We start from the raw sequence: 20,184 nt of genomic DNA, 5'->3' as shown, positions 1-20,184 counted from the left end.
TTGCGACCGTACTCCCCAGGCGGTCTACTTATCGCGTTAGCTGCGCCACTAAAGTCTCAAAGACCCCAACGGCTAGTAGACATCGTTTACGGCATGGACTACCAGGGTATCTAATCCTGTTTGCTCCCCATGCTTTCGTACCTCAGTGTCAGTATTAGGCCAGATGGCTGCCTTCGCCATCGGTATTCCTCCAGATCTCTACGCATTTCACCGCTACACCTGGAATTCTACCATCCTCTCCCATACTCTAGCCAACCAGTATCGAATGCAATTCCTAAGTTAAGCTCAGGGATTTCACATTTGACTTAATTGGCCACCTACGCACGCTTTACGCCCAGTAAATCCGATTAACGCTCGCACCCTCTGTATTACCGCGGCTGCTGGCACAGAGTTAGCCGGTGCTTATTCTGCGAGTAACGTCCACGCACCTAGAGTATTAATCCAGGGCGCCTCCTCCTCGCTTAAAGTGCTTTACAACCAAAAGGCCTTCTTCACACACGCGGCATGGCTGGATCAGGGTTCCCCCCATTGTCCAATATTCCCCACTGCTGCCTCCCGTAGGAGTCTGGGCCGTGTCTCAGTCCCAGTGTGGCGGATCATCCTCTCAGACCCGCTACAGATCGTCGCCTTGGTAGGCCTTTACCCCACCAACTAGCTAATCCGACTTAGGCTCATCTATTAGCGCAAGGCCCGAAGGTCCCCTGCTTTCTCCCGTAGGACGTATGCGGTATTAGCGTTCCTTTCGAAACGTTGTCCCCCACTAATAGGCAGATTCCTAAGCATTACTCACCCGTCCGCCGCTAAGTGATGTAGCAAGCTACATCTCCCCGCTCGACTTGCATGTGTTAAGCCTGCCGCCAGCGTTCAATCTGAGCCATGATCAAACTCTTCAGTTTAATATTGCTTAGTGCCTATAGGGCACCAATCTTGGCTCATCAATCTTCTGACAAATATTTCTCAAATAAACTTCGAGTCATTTCTACCATCAATCAATGAAAATAATTTCGATTAATCAATCAGTAAAAATCCACACAAGTTGTTCTTCATAATCTCTTAATGATCTTTCTAATACCTCGTCAGTATTAGAAGCTGGACTTCGATCACCTCAACAACTCAGCAATCTACTTCGTTCGTTTCCGTGTATCTCGTCGGTATGGGGTGCATTCTAGAGGATTTAGAAATCATTGCAACCCCTATTTTCATTTAAAATTAACGTATGTATGTTTTTTCAACCAAATTCGATAAAAACTGTGTATTTCATTCATTTTTTAATCATTTTTCTTATTTTATTTTCATTTATCATGTTTTTCAGCGATTCCTTTTTCATAGAAAATTTTGCATTAAGCTCAAATTTATGATCAATCAGATCTTTTCTTTATGAGATTTGGACTTAGTTTCATCCTTAATGACATTCCAACTTTCTAATTTGATTTATTTTCCATCAGCGAAATTTCTATTCACTTTATTGATAGGTATTAAATCTAAAGCCCAGCTAAATTATTGCCTAATTTGTATTTTGCTATACATTATTTAGACAACAACTTTTTACATGTCCTTTATATGCGAATCCTGCTTCTTATAATTTCACTTATAGCTTTAGCATTTTTTGCATCTCAACGGATTTTCAACCCTCAACTGAATCACAACTCAGTTTTAGATCGTCTTCAACACCCTTTCGATAATCGACTGCGCTATAAAATTGGACATATTGACCCACGTTTCAACATTAGTCATGATCAATTAAAAGAAATCACCCAACAAGCAGCGGATATTTGGTTCTTAGGCACATCTCAGCCACTCTTTATATATGACCCAAATGCACAGCTCACCATTAACCTGATTTATGATCATCGCCAAGCTGATTCCGAAGCACGTCGCTCTGAACTTTATAGGCTAGAGCAAGCCCAGCGCTCAAATGAAAGTGAATTTCAAAAATTAGGACAAATTGAATCTGATTTAAATTTTCAACAGCGTTTGATTGAACAAACATAGATAGATTATCAATATCGTTTAGACCGTTATAACAATGAGGTGCAAAGATTTAATCAATCCACACATCAAAGTCATGTAATGCGTACCTATTTACAGGATCAAAAACAGCGACTTGATGCTGCAGCGCAACAATTACAACAACAAATAGATACTTTTAATCAAAACGTGCAACAAACCAATCAACACGTGGCTACGGTTAATCAACTCAATCAACAGTTCAATCAATCGGTTGCTCAATTCAATCAACGCTTCCAAGCGCGTCAATTTGACAAAGGACAATTTAATGGTCGTGAAATCAATATTTATGAATTCCAAAATATCAATGACCTAAGACTCACTTTGGCACACGAACTCGGACATGGTTTAGGTATATTACATTCGGATGACCCTGAATCACTGATGTACCCGATTTTAGAAAAGCAAGATTTTGAGCAATTCAGACTTAAAGCGGCAGATATTGCTCTTTTAAACAATCGAAACTAATTCATAAATTGAACACTTATATTCCATATATTTTATAAGTATTTATATACTAAACCGTGTGTTTAGCACGATTCATGCTATTGTATATGCTCATGAATTAGAGGAGAAAGCCGTGAGTTATTATCATATTATCCTAGAAGTAAATGATCATATCAGCACGATTGAACAGACTCGTGATATCGAAATTTTTGATATTGTTGAGCTTCAACCTTATCTCAACTCTATTTTATTGCCTTTTTACAATGAACAACTTCTTGAACTTGATGATGAAAACATTAAATTTGAAGATGTTCTGCATTTAGAAATCAAACAAACGTTATTGCCTATCCAAGATTTGATTGAAGAAGAACAAAAACAACTTCCAAGCGATACGGACATCACCATCACGGCTTATGAAATTTTTAATGACCGCGAACTCAGTCAAGATGTAACCCATGTTATTTTCGATTTGCTTGAAGCCGTGAAACTTGATCGCTCAGTATCATAAATACATATTTTCGTTTTAGATCTATAGCTGTGGTTTATCCCTATCATATATAGGTATATACATAAAACGATAAAAAAGGTCTGCAACTGAGCAGACCTTTTTTTATATGACTTATATGTATAGTTAAGAAATTAATTCATCATCAATTTGGCATTTTCATCTCTAAATGCACGTAAAATTTGTTGCCCCGCACGACCTGTCGGATTTAAACCCAAACGATTTTGCTCCTGAAAAATCGCTTTACGTGTTTTATCACCAATCAAACCATCCGCATCACCAATGTCATAGCCACGCTTAATCAAAAAATGTTGAATTTCACGTCTTTCAGCACGTGACGTTCCTGCATCAGCAGTCGGCCAAGCTTTACTGAAGACAGGTTTGCCTTGTAAACGATCTGATAAGTGCGCAATCGCCAAGGCATAACTTTCAGCTGCGTTATAACTATATATAGCGTCGAAATTTTTAAACACTAAGAAAGTCGGCCCTGATGCACCTGCTGGTGACATTAAACCCGCTTGGGATGAACCCGATAAATTACCTTGTATCAGTGGAGAGCCATCCGCACGAACCACACCTCGATCCACCCACGAACTGAGTGATTTTTTATTACGACGACCTTCTCCTGAAATAGATAAATCAGCAGGAATGCTCACTTCAAATCCCCATGGTTGCCCTGTTTGCCAACCACGTTTCTTTAAAAAGTTTGCTGTAGAAGCCAAGGCATCCGATGTACTCGACACCAAATCTCGACGACCATCACCATCAAAATCAACAGCTAATTCTTCATAGGTGGTTGGCATAAATTGAGTATGACCAAACGCGCCCGCCCATGAACCTTTTAACTGTTCTTCCCTTAAATCACCCCGTTGTAAAATGCGCATGGTTGCAAAAAACTCACCACGGAAATAACTTTGACGACGCCCCTCACAACTTAATGTACCTAAAGCTTGCAACAAAGGATATTTACCCGAAATATCACCAAAATTACTTTCAACACCCCACACCGCAACAATCGTTTCCACAGGCACACCGTAGACCATAGCAGCACGACTCAATACATCGTGATGTTGAACTAACTTTTGTTTGCCAGCAGCAACACGCTCATCATCGACCAAACCCGATAAATAATCCCAAATAGGCGTAGAAAATTCAGGTTGATAGTTGAGTTTCTCAATCACAGAATAATCAGGTGTTAAATTTTGGGTATAACGATCATACGTCGTTGAAGAAACACCTGAAGACATTGCTCTGCTTTTAAGGTTTGCAATACAACTTTGAAAGCCCGTTTGAGATGTGTCATTAGAATTTAGATTATTTAAAGGCACAGATGCTTGTTCAGAAGATGAGATGACCGCAGGTTGCCCATTAATTAATAATTCAGCTTGAGCCTGAGTCATCGCTAAAAACACAGAACCAAATACAATAGATAAACGACGCATAACCTTCCAATTATTTTTGAATTTAATTTATGAGCACAACATAGCATTCTGAGGAAAAATTTAAAGGTTCAAATCGTAAATTTAAATTCATTTTTCTCTGTTTAAATTCATATTTTGATTTTTAAATTTAAAAATGCACTTCTGACTGAAAAACTTTAAATTTAAAACAATCTATCCACAGCAAGTTTTTAAATTCAAAACAAAGTAGTGTGTATGAATTTAAATATCCCAGTTTAAATTTAAATATTTTAAAAAGTTATACACAACCTTAAAAATCTAAAACTTACTTGTCGTCATATCATTTATTGTTTAAAAACAAATAGAAGTGAACCCATGCTTTTCATCTAGAACTTTAAATTCAAATTAAACAACTTTTAAATTCAAAGCCAAATTTTTAAATTTAAAAAATTTGAATTTATTTTCTATTTTTTGAATTTAAATTCAAAGCAATGAATTTATTGACACTGCTTAAATTCAAAAAACACAAGCTCTGGAAAAAGTTATCAACAGGTACTTTTCAGAAAATTTGTTTTTTTATAGTTATAAATCATTGATCAATAAAAACATAATCGTGCTTTTTATAGATATGATCAGTAGACGTTTTTCAAAGAGGCGCAATGATGCCTGAACATCAGACAATAAAAAAGCGACCACAGGTGTGATCGCTTTTTTTTAATACAGGCTTGAACTTAGATGATCATATCTTGTGTCAAAGCCAATGGATTCGGAAGAATCTTCGCCAATTGACGACATAATCCAGTCAATTCAGCAGCATCATTTGGCATCAATGTGATGTGACCAATTTTACGACCTTCACGCTCTGACTTGTTATAGAGATGCAAATGTGCACCTTCTAAAGCCAATACATCTTGAGTCTTAGGATATTGACCAATAATGTTGACCATCACCGTTGGTCGTACTACAGCGGTTGAACCTAAAGGCAAACCTGCTACAGCACGAACGTGGTTTTCAAACTGGGAGCAAACTGCACCTTCAATCGACCAATGACCAGAGTTATGAACTCGAGGTGCCATTTCATTGGCATATAGACCTTTATCTGTTACAAATAACTCTAAGGTCAGCACACCGACATAATTCAAATGATTGAGTAGGCGAGTGATGTAGTCTTGTGCTACGGGTTGTAAGTCTGCGCTGTTGGGTGCAGGCACAATCGAGTGCGATAAAATGCCATTGTGATGATGGTTCTCAGCCAAAGGCCACGTTTTTACATCACCATTTTGGCCACGTACCGCAATAATTGACACTTCACGAGAGAAAGTCACAAAACTTTCAGCGATGAGTTCGCCAGCAGGACCCAGTTCCACCCATGCTTGATTTATTTGATCGTGTTGACGCAGTACAAATTGACCTTTGCCATCGTATCCGCCAGTTGCGGTTTTAAGCACAATGGGTAAACCTAGATCAGCAACAGCTTGTTTTAAGCTTTCCAAGGAATCTACTGCTTTATAGGGCGCAACAGGAATATCAAGCGTATCAAACAAAGCCTTTTCAGAAAGACGATGTTGTGCAATCGCTAATGCTTGGCGTGGTGGATGTAGGTCTTTATTTTTTGTTAAAACATCAACATCAGCCAATGGCGTATTTTCAAACTCTAGACTAAAAACATCTGCACTTTGAATAAACTCAGCTAAACCATTTTCAGCTTTAGTTGAAAAGACTGTGCCTAAAGCACTCGATGGGCAGTCTGTACTCGCTTCAAAGAAAGTACACTGAATATTAAGAGGTAAAGCAGCTTGTGCCATCATACGACCGAGTTGACCGCCACCAAAAATACCAATGGTTTTATCCATGAGGAATGTCCCGTATTAAGCTTGGCTTTAAATTTGACCTGGAATATTTTTGCTCGCAACTTTATCCGTTTGCGCATCACGGAAATCTGCGACATTTTTTGCGATGTCTGGACGAGTTAAACCTAAAATTTGTGCAGCCATAATTGCCGCATTGGTCGCACCAGCCGGACCAATTGCAAGCGTACCGACAGCAATACCCGCAGGCATTTGCACAATAGACAACAATGAATCAACACCATTTAAAATCGAAGATTTCACAGGTACACCCAGCACTGGTAAATCAGTCTTTGCCGCACACATACCTGGTAAATGCGCTGCACCACCTGCACCCGCAATAATCACTTGGATACCACGACCACGCGCTTGTTCAGCATATTCGAATAAACGATCTGGCGTACGGTGTGCAGATACCACTTCCGCTTCAAAAGGTACGCCAAGTTGTTTCAACATATTGGCAGTGTGTTCGAGGGTTGCCCAGTCAGACTGAGAACCCATGATAATTCCAACGAGAGGAGTGTCTTGTGAAGCGGCCGCATTCATTGCAATGTTTCCAGAGATAATTAAGAGAGATAAATCTCGACTAGAGCCAAGCTTTAATAAGAGCCCTGTATTATAGACTGAAAATTCAACTTCATAAAATTTCAGTGGTTAAAACAAGGCTCGATTTTTATTATTTTTTTATAGGATTTAGAAAAAAAGACTTAAAAGTTAAAATATCAAAAAACAATCACTCTTATGGCGTACGAAATACAAAATAAACACAACCACATAGACACAAAGCAGCCCAAATATAATCCAGCTTAAACGGTTGCTTAAACATGAAAATCATAAAAGGCACAAAGACCAGTAGGGTCACGACTTCTTGTGTGATTTTCATTTGTCCGACAGCCCAACCATGTTGAGCCAACATTCGAGTCGCAGGAATCATCAAACTGTATTCAAACAGTGCGATCACCCAACTGAATAAAATGGCTTGCCAAAGTGGGGCATCATGTGGCAAAAATTTCAAATGACCGTACCACGCCAAGGTCATAAAACAGTTTGCTAAAATCAGAAGGAGCAGAGGCAAATAGACCATCGATGTCTCAAAAATTCATTTCGCATTATTTTACGTTTTATTCAAAAAAACACATCAGAGTTTGTCAAGAAAACTGTAATTATTTCGCATATATATTGCTACATAAATTCAATTTTTTTATTGCGCTGTTGATACAAGAAAAACTATCTTTTCATTCAGACCCTTGCTATCGTTGGCTTCAAATTGAATAAATCATGACAACACCACCAAAAACAAAGTGATGTGTCTATATAAGAGTAGTGGAGTTAGAAAGCATGCATCTGCATATATTGGGTATTTGTGGCACCTTTATGGGTTCATTGGCGTTATTAGCGCGTGATTTGGGTCATAAGGTGACGGGTTCAGATGCAAATGTTTATCCCCCAATGTCTACTCAACTTGAAAATGCAGGCATTACCTTAATGCAAGGCTATGACCGTAGCCATTTGCAACCGCATCCAGATTTAGTGATTGTGGGTAATGCCATGAAGCGTGGTATTGATGCTGTCGAATATATGTTAAACGAAGGTTTACCCTATATTTCAGGTCCGCAATTTTTAGCAGATCATGTGCTACAAGGTAAGCATGTCCTGGGTGTTGCAGGGACTCATGGTAAAACCACGACCACCACGATGTTGGCATGGGTACTTGATCAAGCAGGGTTAGAGCCCGGTTTCTTGATCGGTGGTGTGCCACTTGGTTTTAAAGAAAGTGCACGTTTAGGTGCTGGAAAATATTTTTGTGTAGAAGCAGATGAATATGATTCGGCATTCTTCGACAAACGTTCTAAGTTTGTACACTACCATCCGAAAACAGCGATTTTAAATAATCTCGAATTTGATCATGCTGATATCTTTGATGACTTGGCTGCGATTCAAAAACAATTCCATCATTTGGTTCGTACGATTCCAAGTGAAGGTCGCATTATTGCGCCAATTACTGAAACCAATATTGATGAAGTCTTAGACATGGGCTGTTGGACACCTGTGGTACGTACAGGCTTAGAAGCTCACGAAAAAGCAGCTTTATCTGCCGAACAATTGGTTGCAGATGGCTCGCATTTTAAAGTGCTTGAACATGGTGTCGTTAAAGGCGAAGTGAATTGGAGGATGACAGGGCAGCACTCTGTTGCCAATGCTTTGGCCACCATTGCCGCGGCAGAGCATGTCGGTGTTTCGATTGAAATCGCTTGTGAGGCTCTTTCAAACTTTGGTGGTGTAAAACGCCGTATGGAATTGTTAGATACCGTAAAAGGTATCGAAGTGTTTGATGACTTTGCACATCATCCAACGGCGATTGATACCACGCTTGAAGGTGCGCGCAAACGTTTAGGTGAACGTAAACTTTGGGCGATTATTGAACCTCGTTCAAACACCATGCGTATGGGCAGTCATAAAGATGGATTGGCGCATTCTGCACGTTTGGCAGATAAAGTGATTTGGTATCAACCTGAAGGTTTAGATTGGGATTTGCAACCTGTGATTGATGCATCACCAAATAAAGCTAAAGTTGCACGTACATTGGATGAAATCATTCAAAATATTGTGGCTGAAGCAGGTGAGGGTGACGCTGTGGTGATTATGTCGAATGGTGGTTTTGGTGGTTTGCACCAAAAGCTAATTACAGCACTCAAAGCTTAATTGGATATGTAATGAAGCCCGCGAAGCGGGCTTTTTTTTAGAAAATATTTTGATAACCACGATGATTCAGTCCTTTTTTTCTTTTTTCCTTAAGTTGATGTGTGCTGTGGATTTTTAGCAATAATTCTAAAAAATCATCAAGATGTTCTAAACCCAATGCATGTGGCAAAAACTGGCTCAAGCCACGACTTGCAAAGAATTTACGTACTTTGCCGTGTTGATTGACATATTTCATCGACCATTCTACAAAATGAATGCTTTCGATGTTGCTGTCTGGAAAACGATAAATTTGGTGATGCCTCGGGTCTTGAGCAATCTTCAAAAACAGTGACTCTACATGCTCTGGCTCACCTTCAAGACACTGAAAATAAACCCCTTGCGCATAATAAAGCACCCCATAAATATGATGCGCCTCATTAAAAGATCTGGCTTTTGCTAAAATATCACTGAGATCATCAAGCAAATCATGTTCACCCTCTATGCGTGTACTGGCATAACAAAGTCGAATGGGCACGAGGAGGTTCTCCTAAAAATTCTATACAATTCGATGAAATAATTTGTCTATTTTTTAATCAAATGTAATTTTTGACTTACGTTATTTAGTGTTTATCACATCTGATTATTTTTAACTATTGTGATTAAGCTAAGCGAAATGATTAAAACAATGATTTTACTTAATGGGTTAAAATGGGGGGAATCGTGATGCTTAAAAATATAATCCTAAGCTTAGCACTATTATCTGCTTACTTACTTGTACTGATTATTTTTAAAAATTTGGGTTTTCATGATGTCATGAATATGATGATGTCCTGTGTTTTACTTGGCGCGATGATGAAAAAACTCATTGATGGGTATCATTATTTCATCATCAGTATGCTGTTCTTGAGTGGTTTATTTGTTCTGCTCAAAGATTATCTGTCCATTCCGGTGATGTTGAGCAGCATGCTGTTTGGTCATGTTGTCATGGCGTTTATACAAAGCAAAATTAAAACCAACACTCGTACTCAAAACGGCGCGCAGCACTTACTAAATTAACAGTGATTAACTTAAAAGGATCATTCAATTAAACTCAGTGAGCACTGACATCTGCCAAACTTTTATCACGTCTAAACATCACATCGACATAAGAACACGTTGCGACGATTTTTAAATTTTTCTCACGTGCAAAAGCAACCAATACATCCAATAATTGACGCGCAACACCTTGCCCACGCAAAGAGTCATCAACCCAAGTATGATTGGCGATAATCTTTTGCTTATCGCTCCGCATATAGCTGATCTCTGCAATTCTTTGACCTGACTCATTTACAGCAAAAAACTCACCTTGTTGACCATCATCAAAATGTTGAAACTGCATAAATCACCTATGTTGAAATTTGAATAAAATAGAAAACTTAACCGAACAACACATCATGAATAGAGGCGTCTTTATCAAATACAGATTTGGCAAAAGGGCACAAAGGTAAAATTTTTACATTTTTTTCACGTGCTAATGCGACCGCACGATCAACCAATTGTCGACCTACATTTTGACCACGAAGCGAGTCATCCACCCAAGTATGATCAATAATAAATTTATCTGTTCCCGCCCATGAGTACGTCATTTCGGCCAAATGATGACCGTCTTCGCCCACATAAAACTCACCCTTAGAACCAGTATCTTGATGCTTGATTTCTAACATTTTTATATTTCCAGTATTTTAATCATCTTCGAAATTGCCATGTTTTAATTTTGAATACTGTTATTTTTTATTATTAGACTCATGAGAAGCAAGACCGCTTCGTTAAATCAAACGATCAGACCTAAGCTTTTAGAGATTACTTAACAATTCACTGATTAAGCCATACACTTGCCTAAATTTTCCAAAAATTCCCCTTCATGTCTGCTGTCATAAAACCCCATACAGAACCTAATGTAGAACCTAAAGTGAAACCGACTCAACAATGGATCAGTGTCATCAGTTTAGCATTTGCAGCTTTTATCTTTAATACCACCGAATTTATTCCGGTGGCATTGCTTAGTGACATTGGACGCAGTTTTGATATGGCAGCAATCGATGTCGGTATCATGATTACGCTCTATGCATGGGTTGTTGCACCCATTTCGCTTCCCATCATGCTGCTGACTAAGAATATTGAACGTCGCTTTTTACTCATCGCATTATTTGGTGTTTTTATTGTCAGTCATGGGCTTTCTTATTTTGCATGGAGTTTTGACATTCTTCTTTTAAGTCGAATCGGCATTGCATTTTCACATGCGCTATTTTGGGCAATCACCGCATCACTTGCTGTACGAGTAGCACCAAAAGGAAAGGAATTTCAGGCATTAGGTTTACTTGCGACAGGTACAGCATTGGCAATGGTACTGGGTATTCCATTTGGGCGCATGATCGGGGAGATGTATGGTTGGCGAAATACATTTGCACTAATAGCAATTTGTGCAGCGGTGGTTTGTTTAATTTTGGCAAAAAATTTACCCAAATTACCGAGTCTGAATTCAGGTTCAATGAGTAGTCTCAAAGATTTTATACAACGCCCCAGTTTGATGATTGTATTTGCATTGACGATTATCGTCATTACAGCCCAATTTACCGCTTATAGTTATATTGAGCCTTTTAGCTTAAACATTGCACAATTCACTTCAGCTCAAACCACGACTTTATTATTGTGCTTTGGTGGTGCAGGATTATTAGGATCGTTTCTATTTGGTAAATTTGGACAGAGATTTCCCAAACTGTTTATTCCGCTCAGTTGCATGATCTTAGCCATTACGATGCTACTGATTTTACCTTTATCCAGTTCTGTTCTTTCCTTAACGACGATCAGCTTATTTTGGGGCATGAGTATCATCATGTTCAGCTTGGCACTTCAAGCCAAGACTTTAAATTTGGCATCGGATGCAACTGACGTCGCCATGGCCATTTATTCAGGCTTATACAATGTTGGTATTGGTGGCGGTGCCTTACTTGGTGGTTATGTCAGCGTTCAATATGGTTTAAACCATATTGGACTATTTGGCGGTATTTTAGCTGTGATCGGGACGTTTTTGGCGATAGTACTGGTACAAAGAACCGACTTCATTCGTAAAACGTAATCACAGCCCACATTTGCACAGACATGAAAAATATGAGATCCTATTCTCACTTAGAAATACTCAGTATTTCTGCACAAATTCGTATTGAACAAGGGGAGTAGCCTCCTCAAAACATCATTTTCGAAGAGATTTTTAAGAGATCTAGTTCTATTAAAAACACCTTGAAAATGATGTGTCGGAATATCGTCATTACGCTTTGAAAAAAGTCGGTATCCGAGCATCTTAAGTTAGTATGTTTATTAAGATGTAGGCAAGACCTTGATCATGTTGTTTCAGATGTTTTATTAATTCATCTGGCGACTGGTCAAGGTTTTTTTATGCCTCTTCCATTTGCCAGAAAGGAAGAGTGATATGGAAAGCATAGGCAATCTATGGCTTTATTTGGCATTTTTCGGCATTGTAACCATCATGCTACTCATCGACTTTTTAGGCTTTAAGCAAAAAGAAGGTCAAGAAGTCAAAGTTAAAACCGCTGCATATTGGAGTATTGCTTGGGTCACTGTTGCCAGTCTCTTTGGCGGTGGTTTGTGGCTTTACCTTGAGCAAACAGCGGGTGTAACCGTTGCCAATACCAAAGTCATGGAATACTTCGCAGGTTATTTACTCGAAAAATCTTTAGCGATTGATAACGTCTTCGTTTGGCTCATGATTTTTGCAGCTTTTGCGATTCCACCTGCATTGCAACGTCAACTTTTACTCTACGGCGTACTGGGTGCAATTGTTCTCAGAACCATCTTTATTTTCATCGGTGCTTGGTTCGTCCAAGAGTTTTCTTGGATTCTCTATATCTTCGGTGCATTCCTGGTTTATACAGGTTTTAAATTCCTAAAAGGACAAGACGATGATCCCAATATTGAAGAAATGGCGATCCTAAAGTGGTTACGTAAACACATGCGTATCACGCCAACACTCGAAGGCAATAAATTTTTTGTTCGTCAAAATGGTGCGCTTTGGGCAACACCGTTATTTTTAGTTTTGATTCTAGTTGAAGCATCAGATGTGATCTTTGCGGTCGACTCTATCCCTGCAATTTTTGCGGTGACCACTGATCCATTCATTGTTTTAACCGCAAACTTAATGGCGATCTTAGGTTTACGTGCCATGTTCTTCTTGTTGTCTGGTGCAGCTTCAAAAATGCATTATCTACCTTATGGCTTAGGTTTGATCTTGGTCTTTATCGGTTTCAAAATGCTGATGCTCGATGTGTTCCATATGCCGATTTGGATTTCTCTCGGTTTCATTGTGATTGTACTTGCAATCACGGCGATTCTGTCTATTCGTCATAGTAAGAAATATAACGAAACCACACTGTAATTTGATCTAGAGCAATCACAAACAAGCCTTCCTTTCGGAGGGCTTGTTTACATAGCTAAGCTTGTTTTAAATCAATCCAATTCAAAATATTTAAGCCCTAGTCCTCATCGGCTTAACTTAATCATTAGATGTATTCTTTAATTCACGATTTCTAATTTTGTCCACCGTTCTAAAAACCGTTTGCTTTGAACTCTGTGTTCAAAGACTCCACGTGAAACCAATCGATCATTCCAACGCAGTTTTAATTCAAATAAATCGCTCAAACCCAAAGGCGCAATCACTTCAATATCATCTTTTTTATCCATCCGTACCGCGATCGCCGTTGCTGTTTCAGGCCAATAGGAAAGCGCTTCACTCATCGATTTTAAGGGTGGAATAGTGTGCCCATTTTCAGTCTTATACCAGAAATGTACATGTGCTTGATTGGTGATATCCCAACTTTGATTTGGATAAAACTCTTTTAAAAATGAATGTAATCTCAACGTTCTTTGCTGATTCATCTCTTCAGCATCATAAAAGATTACATCAATTTCAGTCTGATCAAAGTCATAGTGTTGACCATGTAAATGCGACCAGATCCAATTTCGTATCACACCTGCACTTAAATAAGCCAAGGGTTCAAACCCTTTTAAATCGCGTAATAACTGACTTAAAAAAGCATTTTCCATGATGATTTTTTTTATTTTTTGTTCAAAAACATCTGATTTTTCTTGGTTTTCCATTTCCTAAAAATACCTGAGCCTATTACAAATACACTGGATTAATGCTCACAATTCAAATTGGCAGAAAAATTGCATCCCTCATAAAAATATCTTAATCATTTTTTGTGTCAGCAATTTTATATTTCCAATCAGTCTTTTCTCACTGCAATGGAAATAGGCTGATTTGGAGTAATCAACATGAATATGATTCCAACATTGAATCCCATCAGCGCACCGTGCAACAATAGTTTTGATTTAAATGATTGGGAAATTTTAGCGCAGTATTGGTATCCGGTTGCACGTGTTCAAGATGTTTCCACCACGCCACAACAAGTGACTTTACTCGATCTAAACATGGCACTGTATCAAACAGAAAGTGGTGCGATCAAACTGGTTCGTGACATCTGCCCACACCGCGGTGTGCCTTTAACCAAAGGTTGGGTTGAAGGCGAAGAAATCGTGTGCCGTTATCATGGTTTAAGATTCAATGCTGAAGGTAAATGTACCAAAATTCCCGCACAGCCCGATTTAACCAAAATATCTGATCGTTTCAGCTTAACCCAATTTCCAGTCATTCTTCGTTATGGCCTCGTATGGACCAGTGTCCATGGTCGTGATTTTGAACATAATAATATTCCTGTTTTAAACACATGGAACGACGACAAACATCAATCTATTTTGCCCCCTTTTGTGGATATTGCAGGTTCATCAGGACGTCAGTTAGAAGGTTTTATTGATGTTGCACACTTTGCATGGGTACACCACGAAGCCTTTGCAGACCGTGATAATCCAGTCGTTCCCAAATACCATACAGAGAAAACAGCGTATGGTTTGAAATCGACATATATCAGTGGCGTGAGTAACTACCCACATGCCTTAAAACATTTAGAACCAAAAGGCTTCGAATGGAAGCGCACCTTTGAAATTTATCCACCATTTTCAGCGATTTTAACCGTGGATTTTCCTGACAATGGCATACTCAAAATTCTCAATGCGTGCTGTCCTGTTTCAGTCAATCAAACTCGATTATTCGTACCACTGACACGTAATTTTGATCAAACAGGTGACCTGCAAGCCGTTTATGATTTTAATGCGCAAATTTTTGCTGAAGATCAAGAGATTGTCGAATCTCAAAAACCGGAAGAGTTACCGCTGGATTTGATGATGGAAGCGCATTTTGAGGCTGATCGTTCTTCAACGACTTATCGCCGTATCTTGGCAGATTGGGGCTTGAGTCAACGTTATACCGTTTAATCAGACTGAATAGTTTCGATCCTGTAATGAATCAATGTGATGGCTTTAGGGTACAATCAATCGAAAAAATAAAATGTAGGATCAAACTTAATGTCTTCTGTAATTGCAACGACGGCGATTCGCGGTCGCTTCCTCGATATTCAGAATACGGTTGCCCAAGCGCGTGAAATTCACGACCAAGTGCGATATGTAGAAGATGGTTTACTGATTACTGAACAAGGGAAAGTAACGTGGTTTGGAACGTGGCAAGAAGGTCAGACTCGCATTACTCCTGAAATGCAGTTTGCACATTATCCCGATCAACTGATTGTGCCAGGATTCATCGACACGCATATTCATTTCCCACAAACAGAAATGGTCGGGGCTTATGGTGAACAGCTTTTAGAGTGGCTCAACACGTATACCTTCCCAACTGAAATGCAGTTTAGAGATAAAAAATATGCAGATGAAATCGCGCATTTCTTTGTTAATGAGTTGCTGAAAAACGGTACGACCACCGCTTTGGTATTTTGTACCGTGCATCCACAATCGGTCGATGCTTTATTTGAAGCAGCAGAACGACATCAAATGCGTTTAATCGCAGGGAAAGTGATGATGGATCGTCATGCACCTGAAGATCTCTGTGATACGGCTGAAACAGCCTATACCGAATCAAAAGCGTTGATTGAGAAATGGCACGGTAAAGGTCGTAACCTTTATGCCATCACACCTCGTTTTGCCCCTACATCTACACCTGAGCAATTGGAAAAAGCAGGGCAACTCAAAGCTGAATATCCAGATGTGTATGTGCATACACATTTAAGTGAAAACAAAAATGAAATCGCGTGGGTAAAAGAACTGTTCCCTGAGCAAAAAGGTTATTTAGATGTCTATCATCACTATGGATTAACAGGATCTCAGTCAGTATTTGCACACTGCGTTCATTTAGAAGATGCTGAATGGGATTGTATGCATGACACGGATTCAGCAATCGCGTTTTGCCCAACGTCTAACTTGTTCTTAGGCAGTGGTTTATTTCCACTGAAAAAAACCTGGGAAAAGAAAGTCAAAGTGGGTTTAGGTACAGATATTGGCGCAGGGACGTCATTTAGTCAGCTACAGACCATTAATGAAGCGTATAAAGTGCAACAGCTTCAAGGTGATAAACTCTCCGCATTTGAATCGCTGTATCACGCAACTTTAGGTGGCGCAAAAGCCTTAAATCTAGAGGATAAGCTAGGCAACTTTAATCACGGTAAAGAAGCTGATTTTGTTGTACTGAACCTCAATGCAACTGCCTTACAAACATTACGTCAACAACGAGCGAAAAATATTGAAGATGCTTTATTTGCGCTATTCACCATGGGTGATGATCGCAATGTTCAAGCAACTTATGTCTATGGTCAAAAAGCCTTTGAACAATCCTAGATCTAAAAGCATTTCAAAAATGCTAGAAATATTGATGATATAAAAATCGAATATCCATAAAAATAGCGCTTCGGCGCTATTTTTTATGCTTTGAATGAACTTTTAAAGCATTATCAAAATATGAGTTGAGTTGATCTATCCATCCAATATTTTTGAGAATCTAAATATTCAATAGACTTTAAAATCTTTAAAATAAAGTCATTCTCAGGTCTGTACTTTATTCCACTGACTAAATATCATTAGCCCACATAAAAATTTCATTTTTATTTTTTATAAAACCAAACCGAAAAGGTTTTTATTAATGCGGACAAAAAAAATATCCTTAGTTGTTGTTCCACTTTTACTTACAGCGTGTAGCGGTTCAAAAACTTTACAGCAAGATGTCTATAGCAATCAGTACGACTGTTATCAAGATTGGGATTATCAACTGTGCGAGCCTGAAGAAGAATATCAAAGTTCAAGCTCTGGTGGCGGTGCTTATGTTTCTCGATACATTGGTCCACAATATTATAAAAATAATCGTAAAGTTAAACGTGCAGGTCGTGTGATCACAGCCTATGGGAATCGTTCAATCTCCTCTAAAATTTCAAATCATGTACATACTCAAGCCAAATCCACACCTATACGTGGTGGCTTTGGTCGTGGCGGAAGCTCTTTTGGGGGATAAGCGTTGAAAAGGATCCTTTACCCTGAGCGCGACAACTGGCAACAGCGTCACCTTGATATCGGTTTTGATTATTACAATCTTCCTTCGACAGATGGTTCAATCTATTGGTCTGAAGGCGTATCGTATGAATTTCATTTAAAACAAATCGAACAACTTGAAGATGCAGCCAATGAGTTGCATCAAATGTGTTTACAGGTTGCCGATCGAATCATCCAATCGGGTGATTACCCAGATTATTTTCAAATTCCACAGGCTGCAATTGCCTCCATAGAACATTCATGGAAAACCAAAGCACCTATGCTGTATGGCCGTTTTGACTTCGCCTATGATGGGCAAAATATCAAAATGCTGGAATACAACGCAGACACGCCAACAGGGTTGCTTGAAGCTTCTGTTGCACAGTGGCATTGGATTGAAGAAGTTCAAAATGTCCCACATCGTGATCAATTCAATAGTATCCATGAAGATCTGATCGAACGCTGGAAACAACTTTTTGCACCAAAAACCTTAGTCCATTTTGCTGCTTGCCAAGAAGCAGGGCGAGAGGATTGGGGCAATTTAGAATACTTGATGGATACCGCCTTCCAAGCAGGTTTGAATGTCAGCGAACTTTCTATGGAAAATTTGGGCTGGGATCAGACTCAGTTTGTCGATTTAAATGATCAAGCGATCCATCATCTATTCAAACTCTATCCGTGGGAATGGATTTGGGAAGAGCATTTCTCCACATTCCTCAAACCTGATACACAGTGGATCGAACCGTGTTGGAAAATGTTACTGTCCAATAAAGCCATTTTAGTAGCGCTTTGGAAGCAATTTCCAAATCATCCCTTATTACTTGAAAGCCATGCTTTTAATCCCAATGACCGATTCAATGGGAAATGGGTTCGTAAACCCATTTTGGCGAGGGAAGGGGCGAATATTCACATTATTCAAAACAATGTGGATTGCGGAGAAGCTTCTGGTAGCTTCCATTTTGAAGACTATGATAAGTATGGCTACATCATGCAGAAATGGGCACCAACGCCACTCCATGAAGGGATGTTACCCACTTTAGGCTTATGGATGGTCGGTGATGAATGTTCAGGATTATCCATCCGTGAAGACGTGTACGATGTGATTGGTAATGATGCACATTTTGCCGCGCATTATTTTGTCGAATGACGACTGATTCCTGAATATTTCCACGTTCTCATCGATAAAAAAAGCGACTCAATCAGTCGCTTTTTTATCAGGTTTAAACATTAAATGGTATGTTCTTTCACTCGTTTCATATAAGCAATCAAACGTGTGAAAAATAAAATCTGTAAAAAAATGGTAAATGCAGAAATCAACCATTCATACCATTGGTCAAATTTGGTTTGATCTACATTTAAACCGTAATATGCAGCCAATAAAATTAAGCCAAAGATCACACCTGCAACGGTGGTCTGTACCAAGATAGGAAATGACAAAGCTGTAATACGACTTACAAAGTGTTCACCGTCATCACCACCATTGGCTTTATAAGCACTCTGAATACCAACACCCATGATCAAGAGTGTCACAATGCCTTCAACCCCAATCACGCGTACATCGTAATAAGGTGAATACATCCCATAGTAATAAACAACAGTGACCAGCAAAGCGGTCATTAAGTAGTAATTCTTATAATGTTTTTTTTCAAGCGTATTGGCTGAGAGCTCGTGTGCTAGTGCTTTGGTATTCCAAAAATACATAAATATTGTTATCTCATTTTAAGTTTGCACATACTTTACGCATTCACGTTTAAAAATTAAAGTCAATTTCCACACTAATTTATCGAAAAACTAAACTCAATTATTCAATAACACTACACATGACGAGACATCCCTATGTTAAAAATACAGATCCATTCAATATGAATCAGATCATTTGCATCCTATTTTTATCCCAAAAATTAACGAAGGTGTCTCATGTCAGCTGAACCAAAAAACAAACTCAGTAAAAAGAAATCATCTAAGAAAAAATATATTTTAATGGGAAGCTTGTTTATCCTTTGTGCTGTCATTTTAAAACGTGACGCACACTAGATCAGCAAAACTTACATATTCTATGAGTAAAAGTAATGCATCTAGATTCGATATGTTTTAAAATTAACGCATATTACAGGTGTTGCAAGTCAACGCCTTTTTTAATTTTTGAATTGTTGTTTTAGGTATCTACCCATGACCGTTGAAATGAAAGTCATGATTTCTGCTGAAGAAATTCAAGCAAAAGTCTTAGAACTCGGTACACAGATTAATGCTCATTATGCAACCAGTGATAAAGAATTGGTTCTGATTGGCTTACTTCGCGGTTCTGTTATTTTCATGGCAGATTTATGTCGCACGATTAGCAAACCGCATGAGCTTGATTTTATGACTGTATCCAGCTACGGCGGTGGTACTACATCTTCACGTGATGTCAAAATTTTAAAAGATTTAGATGGTGAAATTCGCGGTAAAGACGTGCTAGTCATTGAAGATATTATTGACTCAGGCAATACCTTGAGCAAAGTATTAGAAATTTTAGAAACGCGTCAACCAAACTCAATTCAACTGTGTACTTTGGTGAGTAAACCTTCACGCCGTGAAATTGAACTTGAAGTAAAATTCCTTGGTTTTGAAGTTGAAGATAAATTCATCGTAGGTTACGGACTGGATTACGATCAAAAATATCGTCACATTCCATTTATTGGTGAAATTGGTCTGTAATACAGTCAATCGATCTCAGCCAATATCTCTAAGCGACTTCGGTCGCTTTTTTATTTAAAAAATTTTTCTGCAACATCACCTCGAACAAAAAAACAACATTAATTATCAATCTGTCCCTATGCAC

21 protein-coding genes and 1 rRNA gene (1 of these 22 only partly in view) are annotated in these 20,184 nt (G+C 38.8%); 12 read left to right on the top strand and 10 right to left on the bottom strand.

The genetic code is table 11. From position 1 onward, the window contains the following. Positions 1-896, bottom strand: a 16S ribosomal RNA gene (locus AC5YCE_RS11880); it reaches 642 nt to the left of the window's first position. 664 nt (positions 897-1,560) lie between these two features. Between AC5YCE_RS11880 and AC5YCE_RS11875 the strand changes: the two genes are divergently transcribed. The 3 genes from AC5YCE_RS11875 (at position 1,561) to AC5YCE_RS11865 (ending at position 2,962) form a co-directional block, all read left to right on the top strand. Then, complete coding sequence (locus AC5YCE_RS11875) at positions 1,561-1,992, top strand: hypothetical protein (RefSeq protein ID WP_496172186.1); 432 nt, start codon at positions 1,561-1,563, stop codon at positions 1,990-1,992. 78 nt (positions 1,993-2,070) lie between these two features. Continuing rightward, the gene (locus tag AC5YCE_RS11870; RefSeq protein ID WP_496172185.1) at positions 2,071-2,475 is read left to right on the top strand and encodes a matrixin family metalloprotease; all 405 of its coding nucleotides are present in this window, start codon (positions 2,071-2,073) and stop codon (positions 2,473-2,475) included. A 112-nt stretch (positions 2,476-2,587) separates the two neighbouring features. Beyond that, on the top strand, positions 2,588-2,962 hold the full coding sequence (locus AC5YCE_RS11865) for a hypothetical protein (protein WP_496172184.1): 375 nt from the start codon (positions 2,588-2,590) through the stop codon (positions 2,960-2,962). A 131-nt stretch (positions 2,963-3,093) separates the two neighbouring features. On the opposite strand, the gene AC5YCE_RS11860 is transcribed toward AC5YCE_RS11865, so the two are convergent. From AC5YCE_RS11860 to AC5YCE_RS11845, 4 genes are all read right to left on the bottom strand, one after another. Next, positions 3,094-4,401, bottom strand: coding sequence for a lytic murein transglycosylase (locus AC5YCE_RS11860; protein WP_496172183.1), 1,308 nt, complete (start codon positions 4,399-4,401; stop codon positions 3,094-3,096). 689 nt (positions 4,402-5,090) lie between these two features. Then, complete coding sequence (locus AC5YCE_RS11855; RefSeq protein WP_496126621.1) at positions 5,091-6,212, bottom strand: 5-(carboxyamino)imidazole ribonucleotide synthase; 1,122 nt, start codon at positions 6,210-6,212, stop codon at positions 5,091-5,093. A 27-nt stretch (positions 6,213-6,239) separates the two neighbouring features. Beyond that, positions 6,240-6,752, bottom strand: coding sequence for a 5-(carboxyamino)imidazole ribonucleotide mutase (purE, locus tag AC5YCE_RS11850; protein ID WP_496126620.1), 513 nt, complete (start codon positions 6,750-6,752; stop codon positions 6,240-6,242). A gap of 193 nt (positions 6,753-6,945) precedes the next feature. Next, positions 6,946-7,290 carry a DMT family protein gene (locus AC5YCE_RS11845; RefSeq protein WP_496126619.1) on the bottom strand — a complete coding sequence of 115 codons (345 nt, stop codon included), beginning with the start codon at positions 7,288-7,290 and terminating at the stop codon, positions 6,946-6,948. Between the two features lie 254 nt (positions 7,291-7,544). Here AC5YCE_RS11845 and mpl point away from each other — a divergent pair, with 254 nt between their 5' ends. Further along, complete coding sequence (mpl, locus tag AC5YCE_RS11840) at positions 7,545-8,909, top strand: UDP-N-acetylmuramate:L-alanyl-gamma-D-glutamyl-meso-diaminopimelate ligase (RefSeq protein WP_496172182.1); 1,365 nt, start codon at positions 7,545-7,547, stop codon at positions 8,907-8,909. 37 nt (positions 8,910-8,946) lie between these two features. Here mpl and AC5YCE_RS11835 read toward each other — a convergent pair whose 3' ends face one another. After that, positions 8,947-9,423: a BLUF domain-containing protein gene (locus AC5YCE_RS11835; protein ID WP_496172181.1), complete on the bottom strand. Its 477-nt coding sequence runs from the start codon at positions 9,421-9,423 to the stop codon at positions 8,947-8,949. Between the two features lie 188 nt (positions 9,424-9,611). Between AC5YCE_RS11835 and AC5YCE_RS11830 the strand changes: the two genes are divergently transcribed. After that, complete coding sequence (locus tag AC5YCE_RS11830) at positions 9,612-9,944, top strand: hypothetical protein (RefSeq protein WP_496172180.1); 333 nt, start codon at positions 9,612-9,614, stop codon at positions 9,942-9,944. A 34-nt stretch (positions 9,945-9,978) separates the two neighbouring features. Here AC5YCE_RS11830 and AC5YCE_RS11825 read toward each other — a convergent pair whose 3' ends face one another. Both AC5YCE_RS11825 and AC5YCE_RS11820 read right to left on the bottom strand, forming a co-directional pair. After that, positions 9,979-10,266, bottom strand: a complete 288-nt coding sequence (locus tag AC5YCE_RS11825; protein WP_496172179.1) for a GNAT family N-acetyltransferase — start codon at positions 10,264-10,266, stop codon at positions 9,979-9,981. Between the two features lie 37 nt (positions 10,267-10,303). Next, entirely contained in the window at positions 10,304-10,591 is a 288-nt protein-coding gene (locus AC5YCE_RS11820) for a GNAT family N-acetyltransferase (RefSeq protein ID WP_496126615.1), read from the bottom strand. 197 nt (positions 10,592-10,788) lie between these two features. On the opposite strand from AC5YCE_RS11820, the gene AC5YCE_RS11815 reads away from it, so the two are divergent. Then, positions 10,789-12,003 (top strand): sugar transporter, encoded by a 1,215-nt coding sequence (locus AC5YCE_RS11815; RefSeq protein WP_496172178.1) that lies wholly within the window; start codon positions 10,789-10,791, stop codon positions 12,001-12,003. Positions 12,004-12,354: 351 nt separating this feature from the next. Further along, positions 12,355-13,317, top strand: a complete 963-nt coding sequence (locus AC5YCE_RS11810) for a TerC family protein (protein ID WP_496172177.1) — start codon at positions 12,355-12,357, stop codon at positions 13,315-13,317. A gap of 137 nt (positions 13,318-13,454) precedes the next feature. On the opposite strand, the gene AC5YCE_RS11805 is transcribed toward AC5YCE_RS11810, so the two are convergent. Continuing rightward, the gene (locus tag AC5YCE_RS11805; protein WP_496172176.1) at positions 13,455-14,039 is read right to left on the bottom strand and encodes a nucleotidyltransferase family protein; all 585 of its coding nucleotides are present in this window, start codon (positions 14,037-14,039) and stop codon (positions 13,455-13,457) included. Between the two features lie 177 nt (positions 14,040-14,216). On the opposite strand from AC5YCE_RS11805, the gene AC5YCE_RS11800 reads away from it, so the two are divergent. From AC5YCE_RS11800 to AC5YCE_RS11785, 4 genes are all read left to right on the top strand, one after another. Next, the gene (locus tag AC5YCE_RS11800; protein ID WP_496172175.1) at positions 14,217-15,272 is read left to right on the top strand and encodes a Rieske 2Fe-2S domain-containing protein; all 1,056 of its coding nucleotides are present in this window, start codon (positions 14,217-14,219) and stop codon (positions 15,270-15,272) included. Positions 15,273-15,362: 90 nt separating this feature from the next. Next, a complete protein-coding gene (guaD, locus tag AC5YCE_RS11795; protein ID WP_496126610.1) occupies positions 15,363-16,679 on the top strand; it encodes a guanine deaminase in 1,317 nt (438 codons plus the stop codon). A gap of 301 nt (positions 16,680-16,980) precedes the next feature. Further along, positions 16,981-17,346 (top strand): hypothetical protein, encoded by a 366-nt coding sequence (locus AC5YCE_RS11790; protein WP_496172174.1) that lies wholly within the window; start codon positions 16,981-16,983, stop codon positions 17,344-17,346. 3 nt (positions 17,347-17,349) lie between these two features. After that, a complete protein-coding gene (locus AC5YCE_RS11785; RefSeq protein WP_496172173.1) occupies positions 17,350-18,510 on the top strand; it encodes a glutathionylspermidine synthase family protein in 1,161 nt (386 codons plus the stop codon). A gap of 80 nt (positions 18,511-18,590) precedes the next feature. Here the strand turns inward: AC5YCE_RS11785 and AC5YCE_RS11780 are convergent, their stop codons facing one another. Further along, positions 18,591-19,064: a hypothetical protein gene (locus AC5YCE_RS11780; protein ID WP_496172172.1), complete on the bottom strand. Its 474-nt coding sequence runs from the start codon at positions 19,062-19,064 to the stop codon at positions 18,591-18,593. Positions 19,065-19,532: 468 nt separating this feature from the next. Here AC5YCE_RS11780 and hpt point away from each other — a divergent pair, with 468 nt between their 5' ends. After that, a complete protein-coding gene (gene hpt, locus AC5YCE_RS11775) occupies positions 19,533-20,060 on the top strand; it encodes a hypoxanthine phosphoribosyltransferase (protein WP_496126606.1) in 528 nt (175 codons plus the stop codon). The last annotated feature ends 124 nt before the right edge of the window (positions 20,061-20,184 follow it).

This window comes from Acinetobacter sp. CY79, assembly GCF_059515845.1.
The sequence above is the reverse complement of the archived record's forward strand: the minus strand, read 5'-3'. Positions and strand labels throughout refer to the sequence as shown.